A 22843-nucleotide genomic window follows, 5' to 3' on the forward strand; every position below is an offset into this window, starting at 1 on the left:
ACACGTCCGGGTGACCGGCTCGACGGGGTTCTTCGCCGAGGCGAGGCGCCGGGGAAGCCGGTTCGGCTGTCCTCAGGCGGCCGAAGTGCCCGGTTCCGGCGGCGCCTGCCGCGCCTTGGCCTCGTCGATGGCCTTGGTGAGCAGGTCCCGCACGCGCTTGGGCTCGCCGACGCCGATCAGCGTCACCGCGCCTGCCTCCGGGAACGTGAGGGTGCCCGTGCGCGACGGCCCCGGCTTGAGCACCGGCGCCGACAGGCCGGCCAGCTCGCTGGCGCGTTCCTTCTGCCGGAACAGGCCCGAGCGCGCGATGATGCGGCTGTCGGTCACGGCGTACGTCGTGCGGCCCAGCGCGAGGTACCGGACGGCGGACCGGCCGATCAGGCCGGACAAACCGATCACCAGCACCACGACGGCGCCGGCCATCGTGGCCCCGCTAGGCTGCTTGGTGAGCAGGAACCAGAGCGCGGCGGCGGTGAGGATGAGTCCGGCAGGGGCGGTCACCCCGTCCGCGGCGACGTAGAGCGGGCGCTGCACCGGCTCTCCCGCCCAGAGCACGCGCTCGCCGGGTAGAAGATCGATTTCCCCTGCTGACATGGCCGAACACTACTCCGCCAGGCCGTCTCCCGCCGAGCCCCGAACGCACCGAACGTGCCCGGGCACCCTCTGTGCGCGGCGGCTTGCGGTGTGACGGAAATCCGCGAGACCCGGCCGGCACCGGTCGGTTAGCGTGCCAGGCGTGACGTGGAGCGTGTACGGGAGTTACCTGGTCATCGTGGTCCTGATCGTGCTGGCGCCGGGCCCGGACACGATGGTGATGCTGAAGAACGCGCTCTCCGGCGGGTTCCGGGGCGGGCTGCTGGCCTCGCTCGGCATCTTCGCCGGCAACGCCCTGCAGGGCAGCGCCGCGGCGCTCGGGCTCGGCGTCCTGATCGCCCGCTCGCAGCCGGTGTTCCTCGTGCTCAAGTGGGTCGGCGCGGCCTACCTCGTCTTCCTCGGCTTCCAAGCGCTGCGGGGCGCGTTCCGCGGCCACTACGACGTCGTCGAGCAGACCCAGCGCCGCCGCGGCGGCGGTTTCCGGCGGTTCCGCGAAGGGTTCCTCTCCAACGTCACGAACCCGAAGGTGCTGGTGCTGTACCTGTCCGTGCTGCCGCAGTTCCTGACGCCGCAGTCGAGCCTCGGGGACTCGCTCGTGCTCGCCTACACCGTCGCGGTGCTCGGCGGGCTGTGGCTGCTGGTGCTGCTGGTGTTCGTGCACCGCGTCCGCGCGTGGCTGGGCCGCCGCCGCGTGCGCCGCACGCTCGATGGCGTCACCGGCACCGCGCTGCTCGGGTTCGGCGCCGCGCTGGCTCTGGAGTCCTGATGACCTGGAGCACCTACCTGACGTTCGCCGGGATGATGGCGTTCCTGGCGATGATGCCGGGCCCGGACACGATGGTCGTGCTCAAGAACGCCCTGACCGGCGGCGCCCGCGGCGGGGGCTGGGCGTGCGCGGGGATCAGCGTCGCGAACTTCCTGCAGGGCACGGCGGCGGCCCTCGGCCTGGGCGCGGTGATCACGCGCTACCAGCCGTTGTTCGAGACGGTGAAGTGGCTCGGCGCGGCGTACCTGGTGTTCTTGGGCGTCCAGGCGCTGCGCGGCGCGTGGCGCGGCGACTACGAAGCCCTGGACGACGTCCGCCGCGCGCGTGCTTCGCGGGGACGGCGGTTCCGCGAAGGGTTCCTGTCCAACATCACCAACCCCAAGGTGATCGTGCTGTACCTGTCGGTGCTGCCGCAGTTCCTGACGCCGGAGTCGGGGTTCGGGGATTCGCTGCTGCTCGCGTACACGGTCGCCGCGCTCGGTGTGGTGTGGCAGGTGTTGCTGTTGGTGTTCGTGCACCGGGTGCGGGGCTGGCTGCGGCGGCGCCGCGTCCGCCGCGCCATGGACGGCGCGACGGGCGCGGCACTCATCGGCTTCGGAGCCGCGCTGGCCCTCGAAGGCTGATCCAGGGACCGCAGCGCCGGCGCACGGGACCGTAGTCCCCTTCGCCTCGGCCGAAGACGGTCGCGGACCGGGAACCCGGTTCGGCCCGTCAGAGGGTGCGGTCCAGCCAGTCGTAGATCCGGCCGGACGCGAGCCGCTGGGCGCCGACGTGGCAGTGGGCGTCCGCGCCTTCCTCCGCCGTGAACGTCAGCAACGTCTTCGGCGCGTTCAGGTGCGCGTACAGCCGGCGCGGCTCGGTTTCCGTTTCCCCGCCGAAGAACAGGTCGTCCGCCGCTTCGCAGACCAGCGTCGGGCACTCGATCTTCTCCGCGACGCCGTCTTCGAGCGTGTATTCCAGGTACTTCGCGACGAACTCGCGGTCGGTCGCCGCGCCCATGACGTACCGGCCGTGGTCGCACGCCCAGCGCAGCGTCGGGCTCGCCTCGCGCCCCGCCGCGAGCAGCGCGTCGAACTCGGGGTCCTCCGCGGTGCGGGCCCGGCGGACGATCTCCTCGCGCGGCCACGGCAGCATCTGCGTCACCGCCGCTCCCGCGTCGTACACGCCGTCCACCGCGACCAGCGCCGCCAGCCGGTGTTCGAACGCCGCCGCGCGCGGGGCCAGTTCGCCGCCGAGGCTGACGCCGAGCAGCGCGATCCGGGCCGGGTCGACGCCGTCGAGGCCGAGCGCGAAGTCCACCACCGGCGTGACGACGTTCTCCCAGTCCGCCCGGAACACGAGCTTGCCGCCCCGGAGGGCACCGGGCTGGCCGGGACCGTCGAACGTCAGCACGTGGTAGCCGCGTTCGGCGCCGGCGCCCGCGCCCATGAAGTGCAGTTCCTCGGCGCTGCCGTCGAACCCGCTGTGCATGATCAGCAGCGGCTTCGGGCCGGCACCGGGCGCCCGGTACAGGTACCCGGGCAAAACCGTTCCCTCGTAGGGGATCTCGACCGGCTCCGCGACGCCCGCGCGCCGGAAGCACTCGACGCTGCGGTCGTACGCCGCGTCGATCCGCGGGTCCGCCGGGTCGCCGTGGAGGAAGAACTCCGCGGAGAAGTAGTACATCGACGCGCGCAGCAGCAGATCCCGCGCGGTGACCGGGCCGGCGTCGGCCGCTTCCGCGTAGAGGCGGTCGGCCATGCCCCGGTAGGCGTCGTGCCAGCTGTCGTAGTCGCCGGCCGTCACGGCCGACGCGGCGGCGAGCACCTCGCCGAAATCCGAGCCGCCGTAGGCCGAGTGACCGAACAGGCGCAGCGTCTCGAACCAGAACTGCGGGTCTTCGGGGAACAGGATCTGCTTCATCGGACTTCCTCCTCGACAAAGGTGCGGAACGAGCGGGCGGGCCGGCCGGTGACCTCTTCGACGGCCGGGGTGACGCGGTCTTCGGCGCCGTGGCGGATTTCCTCGTCGAGCGCGGCGAGCACCGCGGAGAACTCTTCGGGGATACCGGACGCGGTCAGGCGCGCCGCGAATTCGGGGGTGCTCACCGCGCGGTGCCGCACCGGGCGGCGAGTGTGCGCGGCGATGATCGAAGCGGCTTCGGCGTAGCTCACCGCGCCGGGGCCGGTGAGCACGTGTTCGGTGTTGTGCGGTTCGGGATCGGTCAGCGCGCGGACGGCGACCGCCGCGATGTCGCCGGCGTCGACGAACGCGACCCGGGCGTCGCCGGTGGCGGTGACGATCTCGCCGTCCCGCACGCCTTGGGCGACGAGGTGCCCGCCCGTGAAGTTCTGCATGAACCACGACGGCTTCAGCACGGTCCACTCCGGTGCCGAGCGCACCAGCCGCTGCAGGTCGCCGAGTCCCGGCGTGTCCGCCGTGACGGCCGACGAGCTGAGCAGGACGACGCGGCGCACGCCGGCCTCCAGAGCGTCGGCCAGGAACGGCTCGACCAGCCCGGCGGGTGCGACCTCGCCGATCGGGGCCAGCAGGAACACCGCCGAGACGCCGCGAACGGCCTCGGCGTGCGTCGCGCGGTCGGCCCAGTCGAACCGGACCTGCCCCGGCTCGCCCGGCTTGCGCGTGGCCGCCCGCACCGGGAAGCCCGCGGCACCCAGGCCCGCGACGACCCGGCGCCCGGTCGTGCCGGTGCCGCCGAGGACCAGGACGTCACCCACCGAAGGCCGCCGTCAGTTCGTCGACGCCGCCGAGCAGCTCGGCCGCGGCCAGGGGGCTCCAGTAGTCGCGGTAGTGCCGGATCTCGCCGTCCTCGACGGTGATCACGGCGACGTAGGACAGCTCGTACGGCTTGCCCGACGCGACCACGACTCCCGCGACGGTGAACTCGCAGACGACCACGGCCGGGTCGGTCGTCTCGTGCACGGTCTTGGCGACGACTTCGCGGACGTCCAGCAGGTTCGGGTAGTCGCGCAGGTACTCGCGGATCGCTTCGCGCCCGTCGACGCGCTTCGGGTAGCCGGGGCCGGCGAAGGGGAACTCGAGGACGCCGTCCTCGGCCCAGAGCCCGGCGAACCCGGTCATGTCGTGCTTCAGCAGCAGGTCGAGCGCGTGCTCGACGAAGTCGTGCATCGCAGCCTCCTTGAACGTTTGGACGAGACGGTACCGTCCCGACGTCAGGATAGACGGGACGGTACCGTCTCGTCCACCCGCTAGACTGCGCGGCATGGCACGCACCCCGACCGGCGCCGCGGTCCTCCAGCCCGAGGTCACGCAGGCGATCACCGACGCGGTCCTGCACGAGCTGGCCGAGCAGGGCTACGGACGGCTGTCGATGGAGGCCGTGGCGAAGCGCGCCGGCGTCGGCAAGAGCGCGCTCTACCGGCGCTGGAAGTCGAAGGAGGAGATGATCGCCGCGGTGGTCACCGAGTTCAGCGTGTCCCGGGCGGTGCTCGAAGACACCGGCTCACTGCGCGGCGACCTGCGCGCGACGCTGCAGGCGGTGCTCGACTGGCTGACCCACCCGCTGTTCTCGCGGATCCTGCCGGACCTGGTCGCCGAGGCCGCGCGGAACCCGGAGCAGGCCCGGGCCACCAGCGAGAACATCGGCGGGCCGCGGCGCGAAGTCGCCGAGGTGATGCTGCGCCGTGCGATGACGCGCGGCGAGCTGCCGGCGGACCTCGACCTGGAGATGGCGATGGACGTCCTGGCCGCACCGATCTACTGGCGGCTGGTCGTCCGGCAGGCGCCGGCGGAACCCGACTACCTGGACCGGCTGGTGGAGTTCGCCCTGCGCGCACTCGGCGCGCAGAGCGTTTGACCTACTTGCGTTCGGGCTCGCCGGTGACGCGCTCGATGTTGGCGCCCAGGCGGTTCAGGTTCTCCACGAAGTGCGGGTAGCCGCGGTCGATGTGGAACACGTCCCAGACCTCGGTGACGCCGTCCGCGCACAGGCCCGCCAGCACCAGCCCGGCGCCCGCGCGGATGTCCGACGCCCAGACCGGGGCACTGGACAGCCGGGAAACCCCGCGGACCACCGCGTGGTGGCCGTCCGTGCGCGCGTCGCCGGACAGCCGGACCATCTCCTCGATGAACCGGAAGCGCGCCTCGTAGACGTTTTCCGTGATCATCGACGTGCCTTCGGACACCGCCGAAAGCGCCACCGCGAACGGCTGCAGGTCGGTCGCGAAGCCCGGGTACGGCAGCGTCACCCAGTCGACCGCCTTCGGGCGCTCCGGCTGGACCACGCGGAACCCCTTGTCGCCGAACGTCGTGACGTCCGCGCCGGCCAGCTGCAGCTTGTTCAGCACCAGGTCGAGGTGGTGCGGGTTGACGCCGCGGACGGTGATGTCGCCGCGGGTCATCGACGCCGCGAACGCCCAGGTCGCGCCCACGATCCGGTCGCCGATCACGCTGTGGGTGGTCGGGTGCAGCTGCTCCACGCCGTGCACGGTCAGCGTCGACGTCCCGGCGCCTTCGATCTTCGCGCCCATCTCGACGAGCATCGTGCAGATGTCGACGATCTCGGGCTCGCGCGCGCAGTTGTCGATGACCGTGGTGCCCTCGGCCAGCACGGCCGCCATCAGGATGTTCTCGGTCGCGCCGACGCTGGGGAAGTCAAGCCAGATCTGCGCGCCGACCAGCGTCTCGGCCTTCGCGACGACGCAGCCGTGCTCGATCGTGCTCGTCGCGCCCAGCTTGCGCAGGCCGTTCTGGTGCATGTCCAGCGGGCGCGAGCCGATCGCGTCGCCGCCCGGCAGCGCCACCACGGCCTGCTTCAACCGCCCGACCAGCGGGCCCAGCACGCAGACGGACGCGCGCAGCTTGCCCATCGCGGCGGAGTCCGCGCGGTGCGACAGCTCGGCCGGCGTCGTGATGGTGGCGGTGTCGCCCTCGATGACGACCTCGCAGCCGACGCTCCGCAGCACGTCGCCCATCAGCGGGACGTCGAGGATCTGCGGGCAGTTCGTGATGGTCGTCGTGCCCTCGGCCAGCAGGGCCGCGGCCATCAGCTTCAGCACGCTGTTCTTCGCGCCGACCACGTCGACCTCGCCGACCAGCCGGGCTCCGCCATGCACGTCGAAGTGCTCGCTCATGGCCGCCAATCATGCCCTCTCGCCCGGATTCGGCCCGGGCGGGGGCCGCTATGGTGGGTTCATGGTCGTTCGCATCAACCGCGTCTACACGAAGGTCGGCGACAGCGGCACGACCGCGCTCGGCGACGGGTCCCGCGTGCCCAAGACATCGCCGCGGCTGGGCGCGTACGCGGACACCGACGAGACGAACTCGGTGCTGGGCCTGGCCATCGCCGTCGGGCAGCTGCCCACCGAAATCACGGACGTCCTGCGCACGGTGCAGAACGATCTCTTCGACGTCGGCGCGGACCTGTGCCTCCCGATTTCCGACGACCCGCCGTACCCGCCGCTGCGCATCACCGAGAAGTACGTCGAGCGCCTCGAAGGCTGGTGCGACGAGTTCAACGAGCGTCTGCCGAAGCTGACGTCGTTCATCCTGCCCGGCGGCACGCCCGGTGCGGCGTTCCTGCACCAGGCGCGCACGGTGTCCCGCCGCGCGGAGCGGAGCGCGTGGGTGCTCTACGAGGCCGAGCCGGACACGACGAACCCGGTCGCGGTGAAGTACCTCAACCGGCTGTCGGACCTGCTGTTCATCCTCGCCCGGCTGGCGAACCCCGAGGGTGACGTGCTCTGGGCGCCGGGCGGGCAGCCCTCCTAGATCCCCCAGCTCTCCCGCAGCGCGCCCAGCGCCTGGTGGAAGCCGGGGAACGTCTTCTTCACGCACTCCGGGTCGTCCAGGGTGATGCCGGGCGTGCGCAGGCCGGTGATGCTGAACGCCATCGCGATCCGGTGGTCGCGGCGGCACTTGACCAGGGCACCGGTGGGCGTGCCCGGCTGGATCTCGATCCAGTCCCGGCCCGTCTCGACCTGGATGCCGAGCGCGCGCAGGTTCTCCTCGCACGCGTCCAGCCGGTCGCACTCCTTGATGCGCGTGTTGTAGACGTCCTCGATGCGCACCGGCCCGGACGCGAACGGCGCGATCGCCGCCAGCGTCGGGACCGTGTCGGAGATGTCGCGCATGTTCACGGTGATGCCGCGCAGCCCTTCGGACGGGCCCGCGACCGTCACCGAATCCTCGGCCAGTTCGACGTGCGCGCCCATCTCGCGCAGCACGTCGGCGAACTTGACGTCGCCCTGCAGGGCCGACGAACCCAGGCCCGGGACGGTCACCGTGCGGCCGGTGACGGCCGCCGCGGCCAGGAAATAGCTGGCCGTCGACGCGTCCGGCTCCACCGGGTACTCGCAGGCCTGGTACGGCTGCGGGGGCACCACGAACGTCTTGCCTTCGCGCCGGACGTCGACGCCGAAGCGGCGCATCATCTCCAGCGTGATCTCGACGTAGGGCACCGACACGAGGTCGGTGACCGTGATCCGCAGGCCTTCCGCGGTCAGCGGCCCGACCAGCAGCAACGCGGTCAGGAACTGGGACGACAGCCCGGCGTCGAGGGTCAGTTCCCCGCCCTTGACGCCGTTGGCGCGGATCGTCAGCGGGTGGTGGCCCGGCTCGCCTTCGAAGGTCAGGTCGACGCCCAGCTCCTGCAGCGCGTCGGTCAGCGGCCCCAGCGGCCGCCGGCGCATCTGGTCGGAGGCGTCGAAGTGGAACGTCCCGGTGCCGGCCGCGGCGAGCGCGGGCAGGAACCGGGCCGTCGTGGCGCCGTCGCGGCAGAAGACGTCGGCTTCGGCGACGCCGGGCCCCGCCGGGCGGCCTTCGATGGTCCACGCGCCGGGCTGCCGGTCGACGCGGTAGCCCAGCTTCACGAGCCCCTCGGCGAAACCCTCGGTGTCGTCCGAGTGCAGCGGACGGCCGAGGGTGGTGGTGCCGTGCGCGGCGGCGGCCAGGAAGAGGCCGCGGGCGGTGACGGACTTGGAGCCGGGGATCTCGACGAGGGTCACGGACCCAGTTTAGTGCGGCTGGATCTCCGCCATCGGGCCCCAGTCGGAGGCGTCCTGCACGTTGATGATCTGCGGGTGGTCGCTGATGTAGGCACCCAGGTTCGCGACCGCCCACTTGAAGTGGTCGGAGCCGACGTGCGCGACCGCGGCGTCCTGGCCTTCGAAGCCCTCGACCAGCACGTAGGTGTTCTTGTCCTCGAGGCTGCGGGACCACTCGAAGAACCGGTTGCCGTCCTCGGCGCGGGTGTTCTTCGTGTAGTCGGCGACGATGTCCGGCCAGTTTTCCGCGTGCTCGGGCTTGACCGGGAACTTGACCACGATGAAGATCATGCGTTCCACGGTAGGCCAAACCGGCGGCCGTGGCTGTCCCAGTTTGAGACAGGCGTCAGGAGGCGCGCGGGAGGCGTCGTCCGGGCGGGGCGGACTCGAGCCAGGAGAGGAATCCGGTCAACGCTCCGGGGCCCATCGCGATCTCGATCGCTTCCTGGGTCTCGGACTCGCAGCGCAGCACGGTCGAGCCTTCGGGAACGGCGTAGGCCTCACTGCCGGACGGGTCACGGCGGTCGGCGATCTGCATGCTTTCGCGCTGGAAGACCCGGTCCGGGCCGGTCCGCAGGCTCCACACGCGGTACCAGACGAACTCGTCACCCTCGTAGCGGCCCAGCCCCAGGTGCCAGCTGGACCGCGCGGCGTCCGGACGCCACCGCAGCGCGACGCTCACGCCCCCGCCGCGGCGCATCCGGATCCACCGCTGGCCGTACCAGGCGACCAGCACGGCGAGCACGATCAGGAGCCCGACTACGACCACGGTGATCTTCACGGCCCGGCTCCTGCCCGTCTCCCGCTCAGGCCGACTGACCTGCCGCGCGGAGCTGGGCCGTGGCCCTCGTCCGCTCGGTCTCGTCGTCGGCGCTCAGGGCCGCCTTCGCCGCGTCGACGTCGATTTCGTCGGACAGCTCGGCGCTCTCGGCGAGGATGCTCACGCCGCTGCCGGTCACGGAGAGGAATCCGCCGTGCACGGCCGCGCAGACCGTCTCGCCGTCGGTGGTCGTCACCTTGACCACGCCACCCTCGACGAGCTGCCCGAGCACGGGTTCGTGGCCGGCCATGATGCCGATCTCGCCCTCGGTGGTCTGGGCCACCACGAAAGTGGCGGTACCCGACCAGAGACGGCGCTCGACGGCCACCAGCTCCACGGACATCTCAGCCACGTAGCACTCCTTAGCTCGGGGTGTTACTCCCGAGTGTAATAGGTCTGACTCAAGCTATGAGAACGGCGGGGGCCGGAGTCCACATAGGACACTGCCCCCGCCGAGCTCACGGATTCACTTCTTGGTGATTTCCTTGTACTTCTTCTCGAGGTCCTCGAGGCCACCGATACCCAGGAACGCCTGCTCCGGGTAGTGGTCGAAGTCACCCTTCGAGATGCGGTCGAACGACTCGATGGTCTCCGACAGCGGCACCGTCGAGCCCGGGATCTGCGTGAACGCCTCGGCGACCAGCATGTTCTGCGACAGGAACCGCTCGATGCGGCGCGCGCGCTGAACGGTGAGCTTGTCCTCTTCCGAGAGCTCGTCCATACCGAGGATCGCGATGATGTCCTGCAGCTCCTTGTACTTCTGCAGGATCCGGATGACCTCGGAGGCGACGCGGTAGTGGTCCTCGCCGACGATCGCCGGGTCGAGGATCGTCGACGTCGACGCCAGCGGGTCCACCGCCGGGAAGATGCCCTTCTGGAACACCGACCGGGAGAGCTCGGTGGTGGCGTCCAGGTGGGCGAACGTCGCGGCCGGCGCGGGGTCGGTGTAGTCGTCCGCGGGGACGTAGATCGCCTGCATCGAGGTGATCGACCGGCCCCGGGTCGAGGTGATCCGCTCCTGCAGCTGGCCCATCTCGTCGGCCAGCGTCGGCTGGTAACCCACGGCCGAAGGCATGCGGCCCAGCAGGGTCGACACCTCGGAACCGGCCTGGGTGAACCGGAAGATGTTGTCGATGAACAGCAGCACGTCCTGGTTCTGGACGTCGCGGAAGTACTCCGCCATGGTCAGCGCCGACAGCGCGACGCGCATGCGCGTGCCCGGCGGCTCGTCCATCTGGCCGAACACGAGGGCGGTGTCGTTGATGACGCCGTCTTCGCTCATCTCCAGGAAGAGGTCGTTGCCCTCACGGGTGCGCTCGCCGACCCCGGCGAACACCGACGTACCACCGAAGTTCCGGGCGACGCGGGTGATCATTTCCTTGATGAGCACCGTCTTGCCCACGCCGGCGCCGCCGAACAGGCCGATCTTGCCACCCTGGACGTACGGGGTGAGCAGGTCGACGACCTTCAGGCCGGTCTCCAGCATCTCCGTCTTGCCCTCGAGCTGGTCGAAGGACGGCGGGTTGCGGTGGATGCCCCAGCGCTCGAGGTCGTCGCCGTAGCCGGGCTCGTCGAGGCACTCGCCGAGCGCGTTGTAGACGTGGCCCTTGACCTTGTCGCCCACCGGCACGGTGATCGGCTTGCCGGTGTCGGTGACCTCGGCGCCCCGGACCAGGCCGTCCTGCGGCTGGAGCGAAATGGTGCGGACGAGGTTGTCACCCAGGTGGCTGGCGACCTCGAGGGTCACCGTCTTGCGCAGCTGCTCGAACTCGATTTCGACCTTGAGCGCGTTGAACTGGTCGGGAACGGAACCGCGCGGGAACTCGACGTCGACGACCGGCCCGGTCACCGAGACGATGCGCCCCTTGGCGCGCGGGGCTTCAGTACTGGTCATCAATCATCACTTCCTGCTGCGGTGAGCGCGTTCGCGCCACCGACGATTTCGGAGATCTCCTGGGTGATCTGCGCCTGGCGGGCCTGGTTCATCTCCCGCGTCAGGGTGCCCACCAGCTCGTTCGCGTTGTCCGACGCGGCCTTCATCGCCGTGCGGCGGGCGGCCAGCTCGGAGGCCGCGGCCTCGAGCAGCGCCGCGTAGAGCCGCGTGTTGATGTACTTCGGCAGGAGCGCGTCCAGCAGCTTGTCGGCACTCGGCTCGAACTCGTAGCTGGGGAGCAGCTCGCCCGCGGGCTTCTGCTCCTCTTCGCCGTCCGTGTACTCGACCTCGAGCGGCGCGACGCGCTTGGCGACCGGCCGCTGGGTCAGCATCGACACGAACTCGGTGTAGACGATGTGGATCTCGTCGACACCGGTGATGCCGTCGGCGTTGCCGTGCGCGTCGTCGGCGCCGAGCATGAACGACCGCACCAGCGCGTCCCCGGCGGCGACGGCGTCGGAGTACGCCGGCTGGTCGGAGAAGCCCGTCCAGCTGTCGACGACGTCGCGGTCGCGGAACCGGTAGTAGTTCAGGCCCTTGTTGCCGGTGACGTAGACCTCGGGCTCCTTGCCCTCCGAACGGAGGAGGGCGAGCAGCTCTTCGGTCGCGCGCAGGACGTTGGAGTTGTAGCCACCGCACTGGCCCTTGTCACTGGTCACGACCAGGACGGCGGCCCGCGTCGGGTTCGGGCGCTCGACCAGCATCGGGTGGTCGAGGTTGGCCGCCGCACCGGCCAGCGCCGAGAGCACCTTCGTGATCTCGTCCGCGTACGGCCGGGAAGCGGCGACCTTCGCCCGCGCCTTGGTGATGCGCGCGGTGGCGATGAGCTCCATCGCCTTGGTGATCTTGCCGATCGACTTGGTCGCCTTGATGCGCGACCGGAGTTCCCGGAGTTGTGCGGCCATGAGCTATCAGCTCACTTCTTCGGGGCGGGCTTGTTGACCTTGACGGTCTCGTGCCCGACCTTGTCGGCGTCCATCGCGTCGGCGTCCGCCTCGACCAGGGGCTTGCCCTCGGAGGTGGTGAACTCCTTCTTGAACTCGTTCACCGCGTCGACGACGGCCTCGCGGGTCTCCTGCGGGAACTTGCCCGACTCGCGGATGCCCTTGATCAGGTCGGCGTGCTTGCGGCGGGCCGAGTCGATGAACTCGTGGTTGAACCGGCGGACGTCCTCGGTCGGGACCGAGTCGTAGTGCCCGTTCGTGCCCAGGTACACCGTGAGGACCTGCTCCTCGACCGGGATCGGCGAGTACTGCGGCTGCTTGAGCACCTCGTACAGCCGGGCACCGCGCTCGAGCTGCGCCTTCGACGCGTCGTCGAGGTCCGAGGCGAAGGCCGCGAAGGCCTCCAGCTCGCGGTACTGCGACAGGTCGATCCGGAGCGAGCCCGCGACGTCCTTCATCGCCTTGACCTGCGCGGCACCACCCACGCGGGACACCGAGATGCCCACGTCGATGGCCGGGCGCTGGCCGGCGTTGAACAGGTCCGACTGGAAGAAGCACTGGCCGTCGGTGATCGAGATGACGTTCGTCGGGATGTAGGCCGACACGTCGTTGGCCTTCGTCTCGATGATCGGCAGCCCGGTCAGCGAGCCGGCACCCAGCTCGTCCGACAGCTTCGCGCAGCGCTCCAGCAGGCGGGAGTGCAAGTAGAAGACGTCGCCGGGGAACGCCTCGCGGCCCGGCGGGCGGCGCAGCAGCAGCGAGATCGCGCGGTAGGCGTCGGCCTGCTTGGTCAGGTCGTCGAACACGATGAGGACGTGCTTGCCCTCGTACATCCAGTGCTGGCCGATGGCCGAGCCGGTGTACGGCGCGATCCACTTGAAGCCGGCCGAGTCGGACGCGGGGGCCGCGACGATGGTGGTGTACTCCAGCGCGCCGGCGTCCTCGAGGGACTTCTTCACGGCGGCGATCGTGGAGCCCTTCTGGCCGACCGCGACGTAGATGCAGCGAACCTGCTTCTTCGGGTCGCCGGTCTCCCAGTTGGCCTTCTGGTTGATGATCGTGTCCACGGCGACGGCGGTCTTGCCCGTCTTGCGGTCACCGATGATCAGCTGGCGCTGGCCACGGCCGATCGGGGTCATCGCGTCGATGGCGGTGATGCCGGTCTGCAGCGGCTCCGACACCGGCTGGCGCTCGACGACCGAAGCGGCCTTCAGCTCCAGCGCGCGGCGCTCGGTGGTCTCGATGTCGCCGAGGCCGTCGATCGCCTGGCCCAGCGGGTTGACGACGCGGCCGAGGTAGCCGTCGCCGACCGGCACCGACAGGACCTGGCCGGTGCGCTTGACCTGCTGGCCTTCTTCGATGGTCTCGAAGTCACCGAGGATCGCGGCACCGATGGAGCGCGCGTCCAGGTTCAGGGCGACGCCCAGGATGCCGCCGGGGAACTCGAGCAGCTCGTTGGCCATGGCCGAGGGCAGGCCCTCGACGTGGGCGATGCCGTCACCGGCGTCCACCACGATGCCAACTTCTTCCCGGCTCACGTCCGGGGCGTAACTCGAGACGTAGTTCTCGATCGCGCTACGGATCTCATCCGAGGAGATCGTCAGCTCGGCCATGTCTTTCCCGCTCTCGCTTCGTTCTTGCCAGTATGCAAAGTCTTGGGTGACCGGGGCTATGCCCGGGCCAGCCGCCTGCGCAGCGCCGCCAGCTGACCCGCCGCGCTCCCGTCGATGACCTCGTCGCCGACGCGGACGACGAGCCCGCCGCCGAGCCGGGGGTCGACCTCGACGTGCAGCGCGATCGGCCGCCCGTAGATGTCGTCGAGCTTCGCGCCGAGCTGGGCGGTCTGCTCGTCGGACAGGGCGTTCGCGCTGGTCACGTAGGCGACCGAGCGCTCACGGCGTTCCGCGGCCAGCTTGACCAGCTTGTCGAGCCCGACGCCGACGCCGCGGCCCTTGGCCCGGCGCACGACCTGCTCGACGAGGGTCTCGGTGATCACGTCCACCTTGTCGGCGAACAGCCCGCGCACCAGGGTGCGCTTGGCGTCGGCGGAACCGGTCAGGTCCGACAGGGCGGCCTCGAGCTCCGGGTGGTGGGCCACGATCCGCGCGACCTGGAAGAGCTGGGACTCGACGGTGTCGACGTTCCCGGTCTTCTCGGCCGCGGTGAGCAGCGCCGAGCGGCCGAGCTCCTCGAGCCCGTCGGTCAGCTCGCGGGGGCTGGACCAGCGGCTGCCGGCCACGGCGTCGAGCACCTTGAGGGCCGGTTCGGACAGCTTGCCGTCGAACAGCCGGCGCACCAGCCCGGTGCGCGCCTCCGGCGTCGTCGACGCGTCGCTCACCGCCCGGCGCAGGCCGATCTCCCGGTCCAGCAGGTCGACGACCGAGAGCAGCTCGTCGCCGACCGTGGCGGCATCGGCTCCCGCGTCGGCCAGAACCTCGCCGAGGCGTTCCTCGGCGAGGCCGAGCGCTTCACGGCTCGCAGCATGCAGCGTCATTTCTGGTCTACTTCCCCGCTCCGTTGGAGGCACCGGCGGTCTCCAGCTCCGCCAGGAACCGGTCGACGGTGCCGCGGCGGCGCGCCTCGTCCTCGAGCGACTCGCCGACGATGCGGCTCGCCAGCTCGACGGCGTTGCGGCCCATGTCGGCCCGCAGCTCGGCGATGATCTGCGCCTTCTGGGCCTGCAGCTGAGCCTGGCCCTGGGCGACGATGCGCTGGGACTCGGCCTCCGCTTCGGCCCGCAGCTCCGCCTTGATCTGCTCGGCTTCGAGCCGGGCGTCGTCGCGGATCTTCGCGGCCTCGGTCCGGGCCTCCTGCAGCTGGGCCTTGTACTTGGCCAGCGCCTCTTCGGCCTCGGCCTGGGCCTTCTCGGCCTTCTCGATGCCACCCTCGATCATCTGGGCGCGCTCTTCGTACGCCGCTTCGAAGCGCGGAACGACGTACTTCTTGAGGACGAACAGCAGGATGAGGAAGGCGACGAGCCCGAGGATGACCTCGGGAATGTGCGGGATGATCGGGTTGGGCGCCGCTTCGGCGGCCAACACCAGGTCCGTCTTCAGCACAACGTCTCCTTAAGCGATGAGCTAACCGAACTCAGGCGGCGGAGGCGATGAAGTAGATGACGATGCCGATCAGGGCGAGCACCTCGGTCAGAACGAAGGTGGAGAAGCCGATGCCCTGCAGCTTGCCCTGCGCCTCCGGCTGACGCGCGGTGCCGTTGATGACGGCGGCGAAGATCAGACCCACACCGATGCCCGGGCCGATCGCGCCCAGGCCGTAACCGATGGCGGCGAGGCCGGGGTTGATGTTGACAGCCTGCTCGGCGGCCTGGGCCAGAACGATGTTGCTCACGTGCGTTTCCCTTCACTTCGGTCCACGCGCTCGCGTGGATCGGGGGCTTGTGTTTCTCAGTGCTCCGACGCCAGCGCGGCGCCGATGTACCCGGCCGACAGCAGGGCGAAGATGAAGGCCTGCAGCACCTGGATGAAGGCCTCGAGGAAGGTCATCAGGATGGCGAAGAGGAACGCCACCGGCGAAACCAGCTTCAGCCCGAAGCCGTCGGTCTGCGTCAGCAGGAAGCTGCCGCCGAGCGTGAACACCATGATGATGAGGTGCCCGGCGAACATCGCGGCGAAGACACGGATGGCGAGCGTGGCCGGCGCGATGAAGAACTTCTGCGCGAACTCGATGGTCGAGTACAGCGGCAGCACGAACCCGGGGATGCCCGGCGGCGCCAGCTCCTTCTTCAGGTAGTGCCCGAAGCCGTGGCGCTTGATCCCGACGTAGTGGTACACCGGGTAAACGACCAGGACGGACAGCGCGAGCGGGAACCCGATCCGCGCCATCGTCGGGAACTGGAAGAACGGGATGATCCCGAACAGGTTGTTCACCAGCACGAAGACGAACAGCCCGAGCACCAGCGGGATGAACGGCTTGAAGTCCTTCGAGCCGATCTGTTCCCGCGCGATGTTGTTGCGGCCGAAGTTGTAGATCGACTCGGCGATGAACTGTCCCTTGCCGGGGACGACCTTCAGCTTCCGGGACGCCAGCATGAAGTAGGCGACGATGATGACCACGGAGATCACCACGAGCAGCATCGGCTTGGTGAAGCTGCCCCAGTACCCGGAGCCGAAAAGAGGCGGCAGGTTGAAGTCCGCCACACCGGGGGGCGTGAATGTGCCACCCTCGGTCAGTACCAGCGCGCCCACTGGGCTCCTTCCGGTTCTCCCGGCCGGCGTTCACTCCGCCGGGGGAATCGTCACGATCTGGACTTAACGTACCCGATACGTATCGGGACGTCGGAGGCGGCTACCCCACGGTTCGCAGAACACACCTTCACGTTCTGCACACGGGGTTGTCTCGCGTGAACACTGCCCTGCGGTCTACTTCGGACCAGCGGCTGAGAGGCGGAACTACACGGTCGCCACACTGCTGATCGCGGTTCGTCTTAGGGAGCGCGCGGCCGAGGCCGCCACCCTTGACGCGGACCATACCAGCAGGTCAATCAGTGCCGTACAGGCGTACTCCATACCAACCGATCAGCCCAGGACTTAGGTCCCGGGTGCACCCGGGACCCAGGTCCGGACCGGGCCGGGACCGCGTCCGCAACGCCGCAGGCGACAGGTCCCGCGGCGATTTCGCGGGGCGCACGGAAGCGCACTTTTGTGGCGCCGGTCACACTCAGGCGGCCGCAGGCCGGTTCACTCTCCGTAACGGAAGTTCGGGACGAACCAGACAGGCGTCAGGAGGGGATGATCGTCGGGATCTTGGTCTTGCGGAAGGCCGCGAACTCGGCCGCGGCGGCCAGCAGGATGGCCACGATCATCGTGATGCCCAGGGAAAGCGGGTGCAGCGCGGTGACGCCCTTCAGCAGCGTCAGCGCCCCGAACAGCAGGACGATCTTCACGACGTACCCGCCGAGCGCGATGACCATGACGAACATCGGGTCCTGCCCGGCGCTGAACTTCATCAGGCCCAGCGTCGACAGCGACGCGAGCATCGCGAGCACGCCGCCGACGAGCGAGCCCAGGAAGCCGGGCATGCCGTTGAGGATGCTGAAGAGCGCGATGCAGACGATCACCGCCGGCGGGGTGACCAGCAGGGAAGCCTTCGTCATCGCGCGGGCCGCCTGCAGCACCACCTTGGCGTGCGGGTTCTCCTGGTCCTGCGTTTCGGTCTCGCTCACGACTGGCTCCCTGGTCGGTTCAGCCACCGAGTGTAGAGAACACCGCTGGTCAGGTTCCCGGCTGGTTGCGGGAACGCAGCCTCGGCACGATGGAGACCACCACCGCGAACACCAGCCCCACCCCGATGATCCACAGCGCGGCGGCGTCGTCGAACAGCGTCACCGACACCGCGCCGAACGCCAGGATCCCCGCCCACAAGTAGATCAGGAGCACGGCCCGGCGCTGCGAATGCCCGATCTCCAGCAGCCGGTGGTGGAGGTGCATCTTGTCGGCCGCGAACGGGCTTTCGCCGCGGCGGGTGCGGCGGACCACCGCCATGATCAGGTCCAGCAGCGGGACGAACAGCACCGCCGCCACGACCACCAGCGGCGACAGCAGCGCGATCGCGTCCTTGCCGCTGAACTGCGGGTAGGGCACGCGCCCGGACGCCGACGTCGTCGCACCGGCGAGCATCAGGCCGATCATCATCGACCCGGAGTCGCCCATGAATATCTTCGCGGGCTGGAAGTTGTACGGCAGGAAGCCCAGACACGCTCCCGCGAGCGTCGCCGCGATCAGGGCCGGCGGGTACGTGCCGACGTCGCCGCCCGAGCTGTCGAGCAGGCCCAGCGAGAACGCGCACGTCGCCGCCGCCGCGATGAAGCCCAGGCCGCCCGCGAGCCCGTCGAGGCCGTCGACGAAGTTCATCGCGTTGACCATCACCACGACCATCACGACCGTGAGCAGCGCGCCCTGGTTCTTGTCCAGCACCAGCACCGAGCCGAACGAGTCGCCGCTGCCGCCCCACGGCACCCAGAACGACACCCACTGCACGCCGAAGATCACCAGGATCCCGGCGCACATCACCTGGCCGGCCAGCTTCGTCCAGGCGTCCAGCTCGAACCGGTCGTCGAGCGCGCCGATCAGCGAGATGACCCCGGCGGCCAGCAGCACGCCGACCGAGTCGAACGACGCGTCGAAGCCGTGCGACAGCGCGGGCAACTGGTGGGCCAGGCCCATCGCACCGGCGACGCCGAGGAAGATCCCGATCCCGCCCATCCGCGGGATCGGCGCGACGTGCACGTCGCGCGCCCGCGGGTTGGCGATCGCGCCGACGCGGATCGCGACCCGGCGCACGACGCCGGTGAGCAGGTAGGTCACGGCCGTCGCGGTCAGCGCGACGAGGATGTATTCCCGGATGGGGAGAAGACCGGATGTGGGCGGCACGGGTGCGTCACGCTCGCGGGGTCGGGGTCACCCGCGACACGCTATCGTGCCGCGGCGCACGCCATGATCCGGCTTCACGCCAACGATTCCGCGGGCACACCGAGCACCTCCGCGATCGCGTCCTTCTTCACCGCGCCCTCGCGCAGCACCACCGGCTCGGTGCCGGTGAGGTCCACGATGCTCGACGCGACGGCCTCGCCGCTCGACCCGCCGTCGAGGTACACCGCGACCGAGTCGCCGAGCTGTTCCTGCGCCTCCTGCGCGGTGCTGGCCGGCGGGCGGCCCGAGACGTTCGCGCTCGACACGGCCATCGGGCCGACATCGCGCAGCAGTTCCAGCGCCACCGGGTGCAGCGGCATGCGCAGCATCACGGTGCCGCGCGCGTCGCCGAGGTTCCACTGCAGACTCGGCGCGTGCGGGAGCACGATGGACAGATCGCCCGGCCAGAACGCTTCGATGAGCGCGCGTGCCTGCGGGGGCACGCCGAGCACGAGTCCGTCCACAGTGGACCACGAGCCGACGAGCACGCCGACCGGCATGTCCGGGCCGCGGTTCTTCGCGCGCAGCAGCGCCTGGACGGCGCCCGCGTCGAACGCGTCGGCGCCGATGCCGTAGACCGTGTCGGTCGGCAGGACGACCAGCCTGCTCGACCGGACCGCGCCCGCGGCCGCCGCCAGTCCGTCGGCCCGGGACTCCCGCTTGCTGCAGTCGTAGACCACGCTCATGGTGGTCAAGAGTAGTCCCGCCGCCGGAGGGGGCGTCGGCCGCGTCACACCGGCCTGGTCTGCAGCAAGGACGGCGACACGGCGAACCCCTGCCGTTCGTAGGCCGGCACGGCCCGGCCCGACGAATGGACCGTGACCCGCTCCAGCCCGAGCTCGGCGGCCAAGCGGAGGGTCGCCCCGATCAGCAGGCCGCCGAGCCCGCCGTCGCGGGCCTCCGGCACCACGTACACGCTCTGCACGTCACCGCAGGCCCGCTCGAACGCCGCCGGCGTCGGCACGCGCGGGGTGATCGCGAGGAACGCCATCCCGAGCACCCGGTCCGCGCGGGTGAGGACCAGGCAGCGGTGCGTGGCCGCGTTGTCGCGCGCCCACGCGGCGAACTCGCGCACGAACGCGTCGCGCCCGTCGCCGGGCAGGCCGTCCTGCTCGGCGACCCAGCGCCACCGCAGCGCGGCGACGGCTTCGAGGTCGTCGGGACGGGCGGGGCGGACTTCGATCTCCGGCACACCCCCATCCTGGCCCGGCCAGACTTTCGTCGTGCGGCAAGCGGGTAAACCTCGCCGCGGGGCAGAACCGGGACAGCGCGGCTCAATACGGTCGATCACCGGGAACCACCATCCCCGTGGGTTCCCAGTGAAGGAGCCGCAGATGCGCCCCAGAACCCCGAAAGCGCTCGCCCTGCTCGCCGCCGTCACCGTCCTCACCGGGCTCGGCACCGGCACCGCCGCCGCCGAACCGCTGACCCGTGGGTGGCCGGCCCCGATCGACGCCGCGCACTGGGAGAACCAGGACCACATGACCTGGTCGGACTACACGAAGGTGCCCGGCACGAACTGGGCGGACCCGAACCTCAAGCCGACGCAGCGCACCTTCAAAGGTGCCGTCGTCCTCGCCGACTACCCGGACCAGGACTTCGTCGTCACGAAGCCCGCGAACTCGACCATCTTCGGCAACCCCGGGCCCGCCGCGGCGAACATCCCGCGGGCGAACGTCGCGAAGTACTACCAGGACTTCCTCAACAAGCCCGAAGCGCTCAACAACGGGCACACCATCAACGAGTACTGGATGGAGGACTCCGGCGGCCGGTTCGGCGTGCAGCTGACCGCGTTCGGGGCGTACCGGATGCCCGGGAAGTCCTACGAGTACGGCATGGAGTTCCAGCCGAGCGCCTGCCCGCCGTCGGCGAACTGCACCCGCGACCTCCGCAAGGACGCCGGGGACGCGTGGCGCGCCGACGTCGGCGGCACCGCGAACCAGTTCGACTTCGTCTTCTACCTGTCGGCCGGCCAGGACGAAAGCTCGACCTGGCAGGAGTTCGGCGAGATGAAGTTCGGCACCAAGGAGAACGTCCCGGACAGCTTCGGCCCGCCGAACCACGACCTGCCGAACTACGCCGCGACGCGGTACGTGCCGTGGACGTCGTGGGCGTCGGCCGCCAGCATCTGGCCGAACGCCGAGAACGGCAGCTCGGTGCAGGCCGAGAGCTCGGGCCAATCCACCTACGCCCACGAGTTCAGCCACATCCTGGGCATCGGCGACAACTACAACAACCCGTTCGGGGTGCCGCCGTCGCGCAGCTACAGCGGACCGTGGGACATGCTTTCGCGCGGCACGTTCAACGGCCCGGGCGGCCCGCACACCCGCTGGCAGATCCCGGCGACGCAGGGCAGCTCGATGGGTGCCCAGCACCAGCTGCGCAACAAGCTGAAGCTCGGCATCGTCGACCCGGCGGACGTCCTGCAGCTGGACCGCGACGCCCTGGCGTCCTCCGGCCCGGTGTCGGCGCGCATCACCGCGCGCGAGGCGGCGGCGCAGCCCGGCGCGTTCACCGGGCTGAACATCAAGCTGACCGGCGGTGACAGGAGCCCGAAGTGCGACCGCGCCAAGGACCCGTTCTGCGACGGGGGCGGCTACGACAACTACACCGTCGAGGTCGTCGACCGGATGGGCTCGGACTCCTTCGCCCCCGACTCGGGCGTGCTGATCACCAAGACGAAGAACAAGGACAACGCCCCCTTCGACTGGGTGATCGACGCGAACCCGCAGGACATCGGCATCACCGACTACACGAAGCCGGACGGCACGCCGGTGAAGATCACTGTCGGCGACTACCGGCAGCTCAACGACGCGCTGTTCAAGGCGGGCACCGAAGCGGCGAGCCCGTACGAGTACACCGACCAGGCGAACCGGCTGCGGTTCCTGATCACGGACGTGGCCCGGGACCGCCGCGGCATCCTGTCGTACACGGTGACGGTCGCGTCCCTGGACGGCGCGGGCAGCCAGGCCCGCGGCGCGGCGGTGACCCCGGCCCCGCCGGCGTTCGCCCGCGGCGGCCTCGCGACCTGCGACTTCGGCCTGCTCAACACGGGCTCGGCCCGCGGCGCGCAGGCCCCGTACGACACGGACACCTACCGGCTGAGCGTGTCGACGGACGCCCGCGGCTGGGAGGTCCGGCTGCCGAACGAGCTGGCAACGGCGAAGTTCGGCGGTCACGTGAAGGTGCCGGCGTACGCGAAGCGGGGGTCGAACGGTGACCTGGCGGCCAGGGTGAAGCTGACGGCGACCTCGGTGAGCGACCCGTCGAAGACCGCGACGGCGAGCTGCACGGCGTTCGGTTTCTAGCCCGCTTTCGGAGGGGGCCGCTCACGCGGGTGGTCCCCTCCGCTCAGCCCAGCCGTCGAGCTGTCACGAACCGCGCCCGCCCGGTCAGGTCGGCGTGGTCCTCGACCCCGGTCAGCACCCGCCGGGCCCGCACCAGTGCCGGCACCGCCGAACCGTGCGTGTCGTCGTGTTCGATCGCCAAGCCGCCGCCCGGGCGCAGCAGGCGGGCGCCCGCCGCGATCGCGTGGCGGATCACCGCCAGGCCGCTCTCCTCGGCGAACACCGCTCGCGGTGGGTCGTGCTCCGCGACCTCCGGCGGCACCGGGGTGCCCTCCGGGACGTACGGCGGGTTGCACAGCACCAGGTCGACCAGGCCGTCGAGCTCGGCGAACATCGTCGGGTCGCCGATGTCACCGGAGTACAGGCGGATCGGGGTGTTGCCCGCGTCGGCGTGGACGTCGGCGTTGTGGCGGGCCCAGGCCAGCGCCTGCGGGTCGACGTCCACCGCGTAGACCACCGCGTCCGGCCGCGCGTGCGCCATCGCCAGGGCCAGCGCCCCCGAGCCGGTGCACAGGTCCACCACGACCGGGAACTCCCGGCCCTGCAGGAACTTCACGCCCCATTCGAGCAGCAGCTCGGTCTCCGGCCGCGGCACGAACACGCCGGCGCCGACCGCGACCGTGATCTCCCCCAGCGCCGCCCAGCCGGTCAGGTACTGCAGCGGGATCCGCTTCGCGCGCTGCTGGACGAGCTGCCCGATCGCCTCGATCACCGGCGGGTCGACCAGCGGCACCATCGGCAGCCGCCCGCGCTCGACGCCCAGCACGTGCGCGGCGATCACCTCGGCGTCGAACCGCGGTGATGCGACGCCCGCGCGTTCGAGGATGCGGGTGGCCTCGATGATGGCCAAGCGCAGCGGCTGCCGATTCACTCGTCGTCCTTCACCTCGTCGAGCCTGGCACACCAGGCGGAGCTCCCCCGTCAGGACACGCGCCGGTCCCGCTCCGCTCAGCGTATCGAGCCCCCCTCACCCGCGTGACAAACAGCCGCGAAACACGGGTCACGGC

The 22843-nt window shown here is 70.4% G+C and carries 26 protein-coding genes; 5 read left to right on the forward strand and 21 right to left on the reverse strand.

The features are described from left to right. Positions 1-72 precede the first annotated feature (72 nt). A complete protein-coding gene (locus ACYVLJ_RS00520; protein WP_460437387.1) occupies positions 73-594 on the reverse strand; it encodes a PH domain-containing protein in 522 nt (173 codons plus the stop codon). Positions 595-736: 142 nt separating this feature from the next. On the opposite strand from ACYVLJ_RS00520, the gene ACYVLJ_RS00525 reads away from it, so the two are divergent. Both ACYVLJ_RS00525 and ACYVLJ_RS00530 read left to right on the forward strand, forming a co-directional pair. Further along, positions 737-1360: a LysE family translocator gene (locus tag ACYVLJ_RS00525; RefSeq protein WP_451967732.1), complete on the forward strand. Its 624-nt coding sequence runs from the start codon at positions 737-739 to the stop codon at positions 1358-1360. Next, on the forward strand, positions 1360-1983 hold the full coding sequence (locus ACYVLJ_RS00530) for a LysE family translocator (RefSeq protein ID WP_460437388.1): 624 nt from the start codon (positions 1360-1362) through the stop codon (positions 1981-1983). Before ACYVLJ_RS00525 ends, ACYVLJ_RS00530 begins: the two co-directional genes overlap by 1 nt. Positions 1984-2071: 88 nt before the next feature. Here the strand turns inward: ACYVLJ_RS00530 and ACYVLJ_RS00535 are convergent, their stop codons facing one another. The 3 genes from ACYVLJ_RS00535 to ACYVLJ_RS00545 are packed head-to-tail and all read right to left on the reverse strand — an operon-like array spanning position 2072 to position 4489. After that, positions 2072-3262 (reverse strand): alpha/beta hydrolase family protein, encoded by a 1191-nt coding sequence (locus tag ACYVLJ_RS00535; RefSeq protein ID WP_460437389.1) that lies wholly within the window; start codon positions 3260-3262, stop codon positions 2072-2074. After that, complete coding sequence (locus ACYVLJ_RS00540; protein ID WP_460437390.1) at positions 3259-4077, reverse strand: Rossmann-fold NAD(P)-binding domain-containing protein; 819 nt, start codon at positions 4075-4077, stop codon at positions 3259-3261. Before ACYVLJ_RS00540 ends, ACYVLJ_RS00535 begins: the two co-directional genes overlap by 4 nt. Further along, positions 4070-4489: a nuclear transport factor 2 family protein gene (locus tag ACYVLJ_RS00545; protein ID WP_460437391.1), complete on the reverse strand. Its 420-nt coding sequence runs from the start codon at positions 4487-4489 to the stop codon at positions 4070-4072. Before ACYVLJ_RS00545 ends, ACYVLJ_RS00540 begins: the two co-directional genes overlap by 8 nt. A gap of 94 nt (positions 4490-4583) precedes the next feature. On the opposite strand from ACYVLJ_RS00545, the gene ACYVLJ_RS00550 reads away from it, so the two are divergent. After that, positions 4584-5177 (forward strand): TetR/AcrR family transcriptional regulator, encoded by a 594-nt coding sequence (locus ACYVLJ_RS00550; protein ID WP_460437392.1) that lies wholly within the window; start codon positions 4584-4586, stop codon positions 5175-5177. Between the two features lies 1 nt (position 5178). Here ACYVLJ_RS00550 and murA read toward each other — a convergent pair whose 3' ends face one another. Next, positions 5179-6453, reverse strand: coding sequence for a UDP-N-acetylglucosamine 1-carboxyvinyltransferase (gene murA / locus ACYVLJ_RS00555; protein ID WP_460437393.1), 1275 nt, complete (start codon positions 6451-6453; stop codon positions 5179-5181). Between the two features lie 61 nt (positions 6454-6514). On the opposite strand from murA, the gene ACYVLJ_RS00560 reads away from it, so the two are divergent. Continuing rightward, a complete protein-coding gene (locus ACYVLJ_RS00560; protein WP_460437394.1) occupies positions 6515-7090 on the forward strand; it encodes a cob(I)yrinic acid a,c-diamide adenosyltransferase in 576 nt (191 codons plus the stop codon). Here the strand turns inward: ACYVLJ_RS00560 and aroA are convergent. The 15 genes from aroA to ACYVLJ_RS00635 form a co-directional block, all read right to left on the reverse strand. Next, positions 7087-8325: a 3-phosphoshikimate 1-carboxyvinyltransferase gene (gene aroA, locus ACYVLJ_RS00565; RefSeq protein ID WP_451967745.1), complete on the reverse strand. Its 1239-nt coding sequence runs from the start codon at positions 8323-8325 to the stop codon at positions 7087-7089. The two genes, ACYVLJ_RS00560 and aroA, sit on opposite strands and share 4 nt — an antisense overlap. A 9-nt stretch (positions 8326-8334) precedes the next feature. Further along, positions 8335-8655, reverse strand: coding sequence for a putative quinol monooxygenase (locus tag ACYVLJ_RS00570; protein ID WP_451967747.1), 321 nt, complete (start codon positions 8653-8655; stop codon positions 8335-8337). A gap of 55 nt (positions 8656-8710) precedes the next feature. Next, positions 8711-9145, reverse strand: coding sequence for a DUF2550 domain-containing protein (locus ACYVLJ_RS00575; RefSeq protein WP_257918441.1), 435 nt, complete (start codon positions 9143-9145; stop codon positions 8711-8713). Between the two features lie 25 nt (positions 9146-9170). Next, a complete protein-coding gene (locus ACYVLJ_RS00580; protein ID WP_451967748.1) occupies positions 9171-9536 on the reverse strand; it encodes a F0F1 ATP synthase subunit epsilon in 366 nt (121 codons plus the stop codon). Positions 9537-9650: 114 nt separating this feature from the next. Next, complete coding sequence (gene atpD / locus ACYVLJ_RS00585) at positions 9651-11078, reverse strand: F0F1 ATP synthase subunit beta (RefSeq protein WP_400879531.1); 1428 nt, start codon at positions 11076-11078, stop codon at positions 9651-9653. After that, positions 11078-12022 (reverse strand): F0F1 ATP synthase subunit gamma, encoded by a 945-nt coding sequence (locus ACYVLJ_RS00590; protein WP_451967750.1) that lies wholly within the window; start codon positions 12020-12022, stop codon positions 11078-11080. The genes atpD and ACYVLJ_RS00590 overlap by 1 nt, the downstream gene beginning before the upstream one ends. An 11-nt stretch (positions 12023-12033) precedes the next feature. Continuing rightward, entirely contained in the window at positions 12034-13674 is a 1641-nt protein-coding gene (gene atpA / locus ACYVLJ_RS00595; protein WP_451967752.1) for a F0F1 ATP synthase subunit alpha, read from the reverse strand. Between the two features lie 56 nt (positions 13675-13730). Beyond that, a complete protein-coding gene (locus tag ACYVLJ_RS00600; protein ID WP_451967754.1) occupies positions 13731-14555 on the reverse strand; it encodes a F0F1 ATP synthase subunit delta in 825 nt (274 codons plus the stop codon). Between the two features lie 7 nt (positions 14556-14562). After that, positions 14563-15120 (reverse strand): F0F1 ATP synthase subunit B, encoded by a 558-nt coding sequence (locus ACYVLJ_RS00605; protein ID WP_460437395.1) that lies wholly within the window; start codon positions 15118-15120, stop codon positions 14563-14565. A gap of 31 nt (positions 15121-15151) precedes the next feature. Beyond that, positions 15152-15409: an ATP synthase subunit c family protein gene (locus ACYVLJ_RS00610; RefSeq protein ID WP_026468506.1), complete on the reverse strand. Its 258-nt coding sequence runs from the start codon at positions 15407-15409 to the stop codon at positions 15152-15154. A 56-nt stretch (positions 15410-15465) separates the two neighbouring features. Next, the gene (gene atpB, locus ACYVLJ_RS00615; RefSeq protein WP_451967757.1) at positions 15466-16266 is read right to left on the reverse strand and encodes a F0F1 ATP synthase subunit A; all 801 of its coding nucleotides are present in this window, start codon (positions 16264-16266) and stop codon (positions 15466-15468) included. A gap of 533 nt (positions 16267-16799) precedes the next feature. Next, complete coding sequence (locus ACYVLJ_RS00620) at positions 16800-17243, reverse strand: hypothetical protein (protein ID WP_451967759.1); 444 nt, start codon at positions 17241-17243, stop codon at positions 16800-16802. 49 nt (positions 17244-17292) lie between these two features. Further along, a complete protein-coding gene (locus ACYVLJ_RS00625) occupies positions 17293-18450 on the reverse strand; it encodes a glycosyltransferase family 4 protein (RefSeq protein WP_451967761.1) in 1158 nt (385 codons plus the stop codon). Between the two features lie 74 nt (positions 18451-18524). Next, the gene (locus ACYVLJ_RS00630; protein WP_451967763.1) at positions 18525-19175 is read right to left on the reverse strand and encodes an L-threonylcarbamoyladenylate synthase; all 651 of its coding nucleotides are present in this window, start codon (positions 19173-19175) and stop codon (positions 18525-18527) included. Between the two features lie 44 nt (positions 19176-19219). Beyond that, positions 19220-19681, reverse strand: coding sequence for a GNAT family N-acetyltransferase (locus ACYVLJ_RS00635; protein ID WP_460437396.1), 462 nt, complete (start codon positions 19679-19681; stop codon positions 19220-19222). A gap of 142 nt (positions 19682-19823) precedes the next feature. Between ACYVLJ_RS00635 and ACYVLJ_RS00640 the strand changes: the two genes are divergently transcribed. Beyond that, positions 19824-21797: a metallopeptidase domain-containing protein gene (locus ACYVLJ_RS00640; protein ID WP_460437397.1), complete on the forward strand. Its 1974-nt coding sequence runs from the start codon at positions 19824-19826 to the stop codon at positions 21795-21797. A 43-nt stretch (positions 21798-21840) separates the two neighbouring features. Here ACYVLJ_RS00640 and prmC read toward each other — a convergent pair whose 3' ends face one another. After that, entirely contained in the window at positions 21841-22707 is an 867-nt protein-coding gene (prmC, locus tag ACYVLJ_RS00645; RefSeq protein WP_451967769.1) for a peptide chain release factor N(5)-glutamine methyltransferase, read from the reverse strand. Between the last annotated feature and the right edge of the window lie 136 nt (positions 22708-22843).

The organism is Amycolatopsis stemonae, from assembly GCF_054781455.1.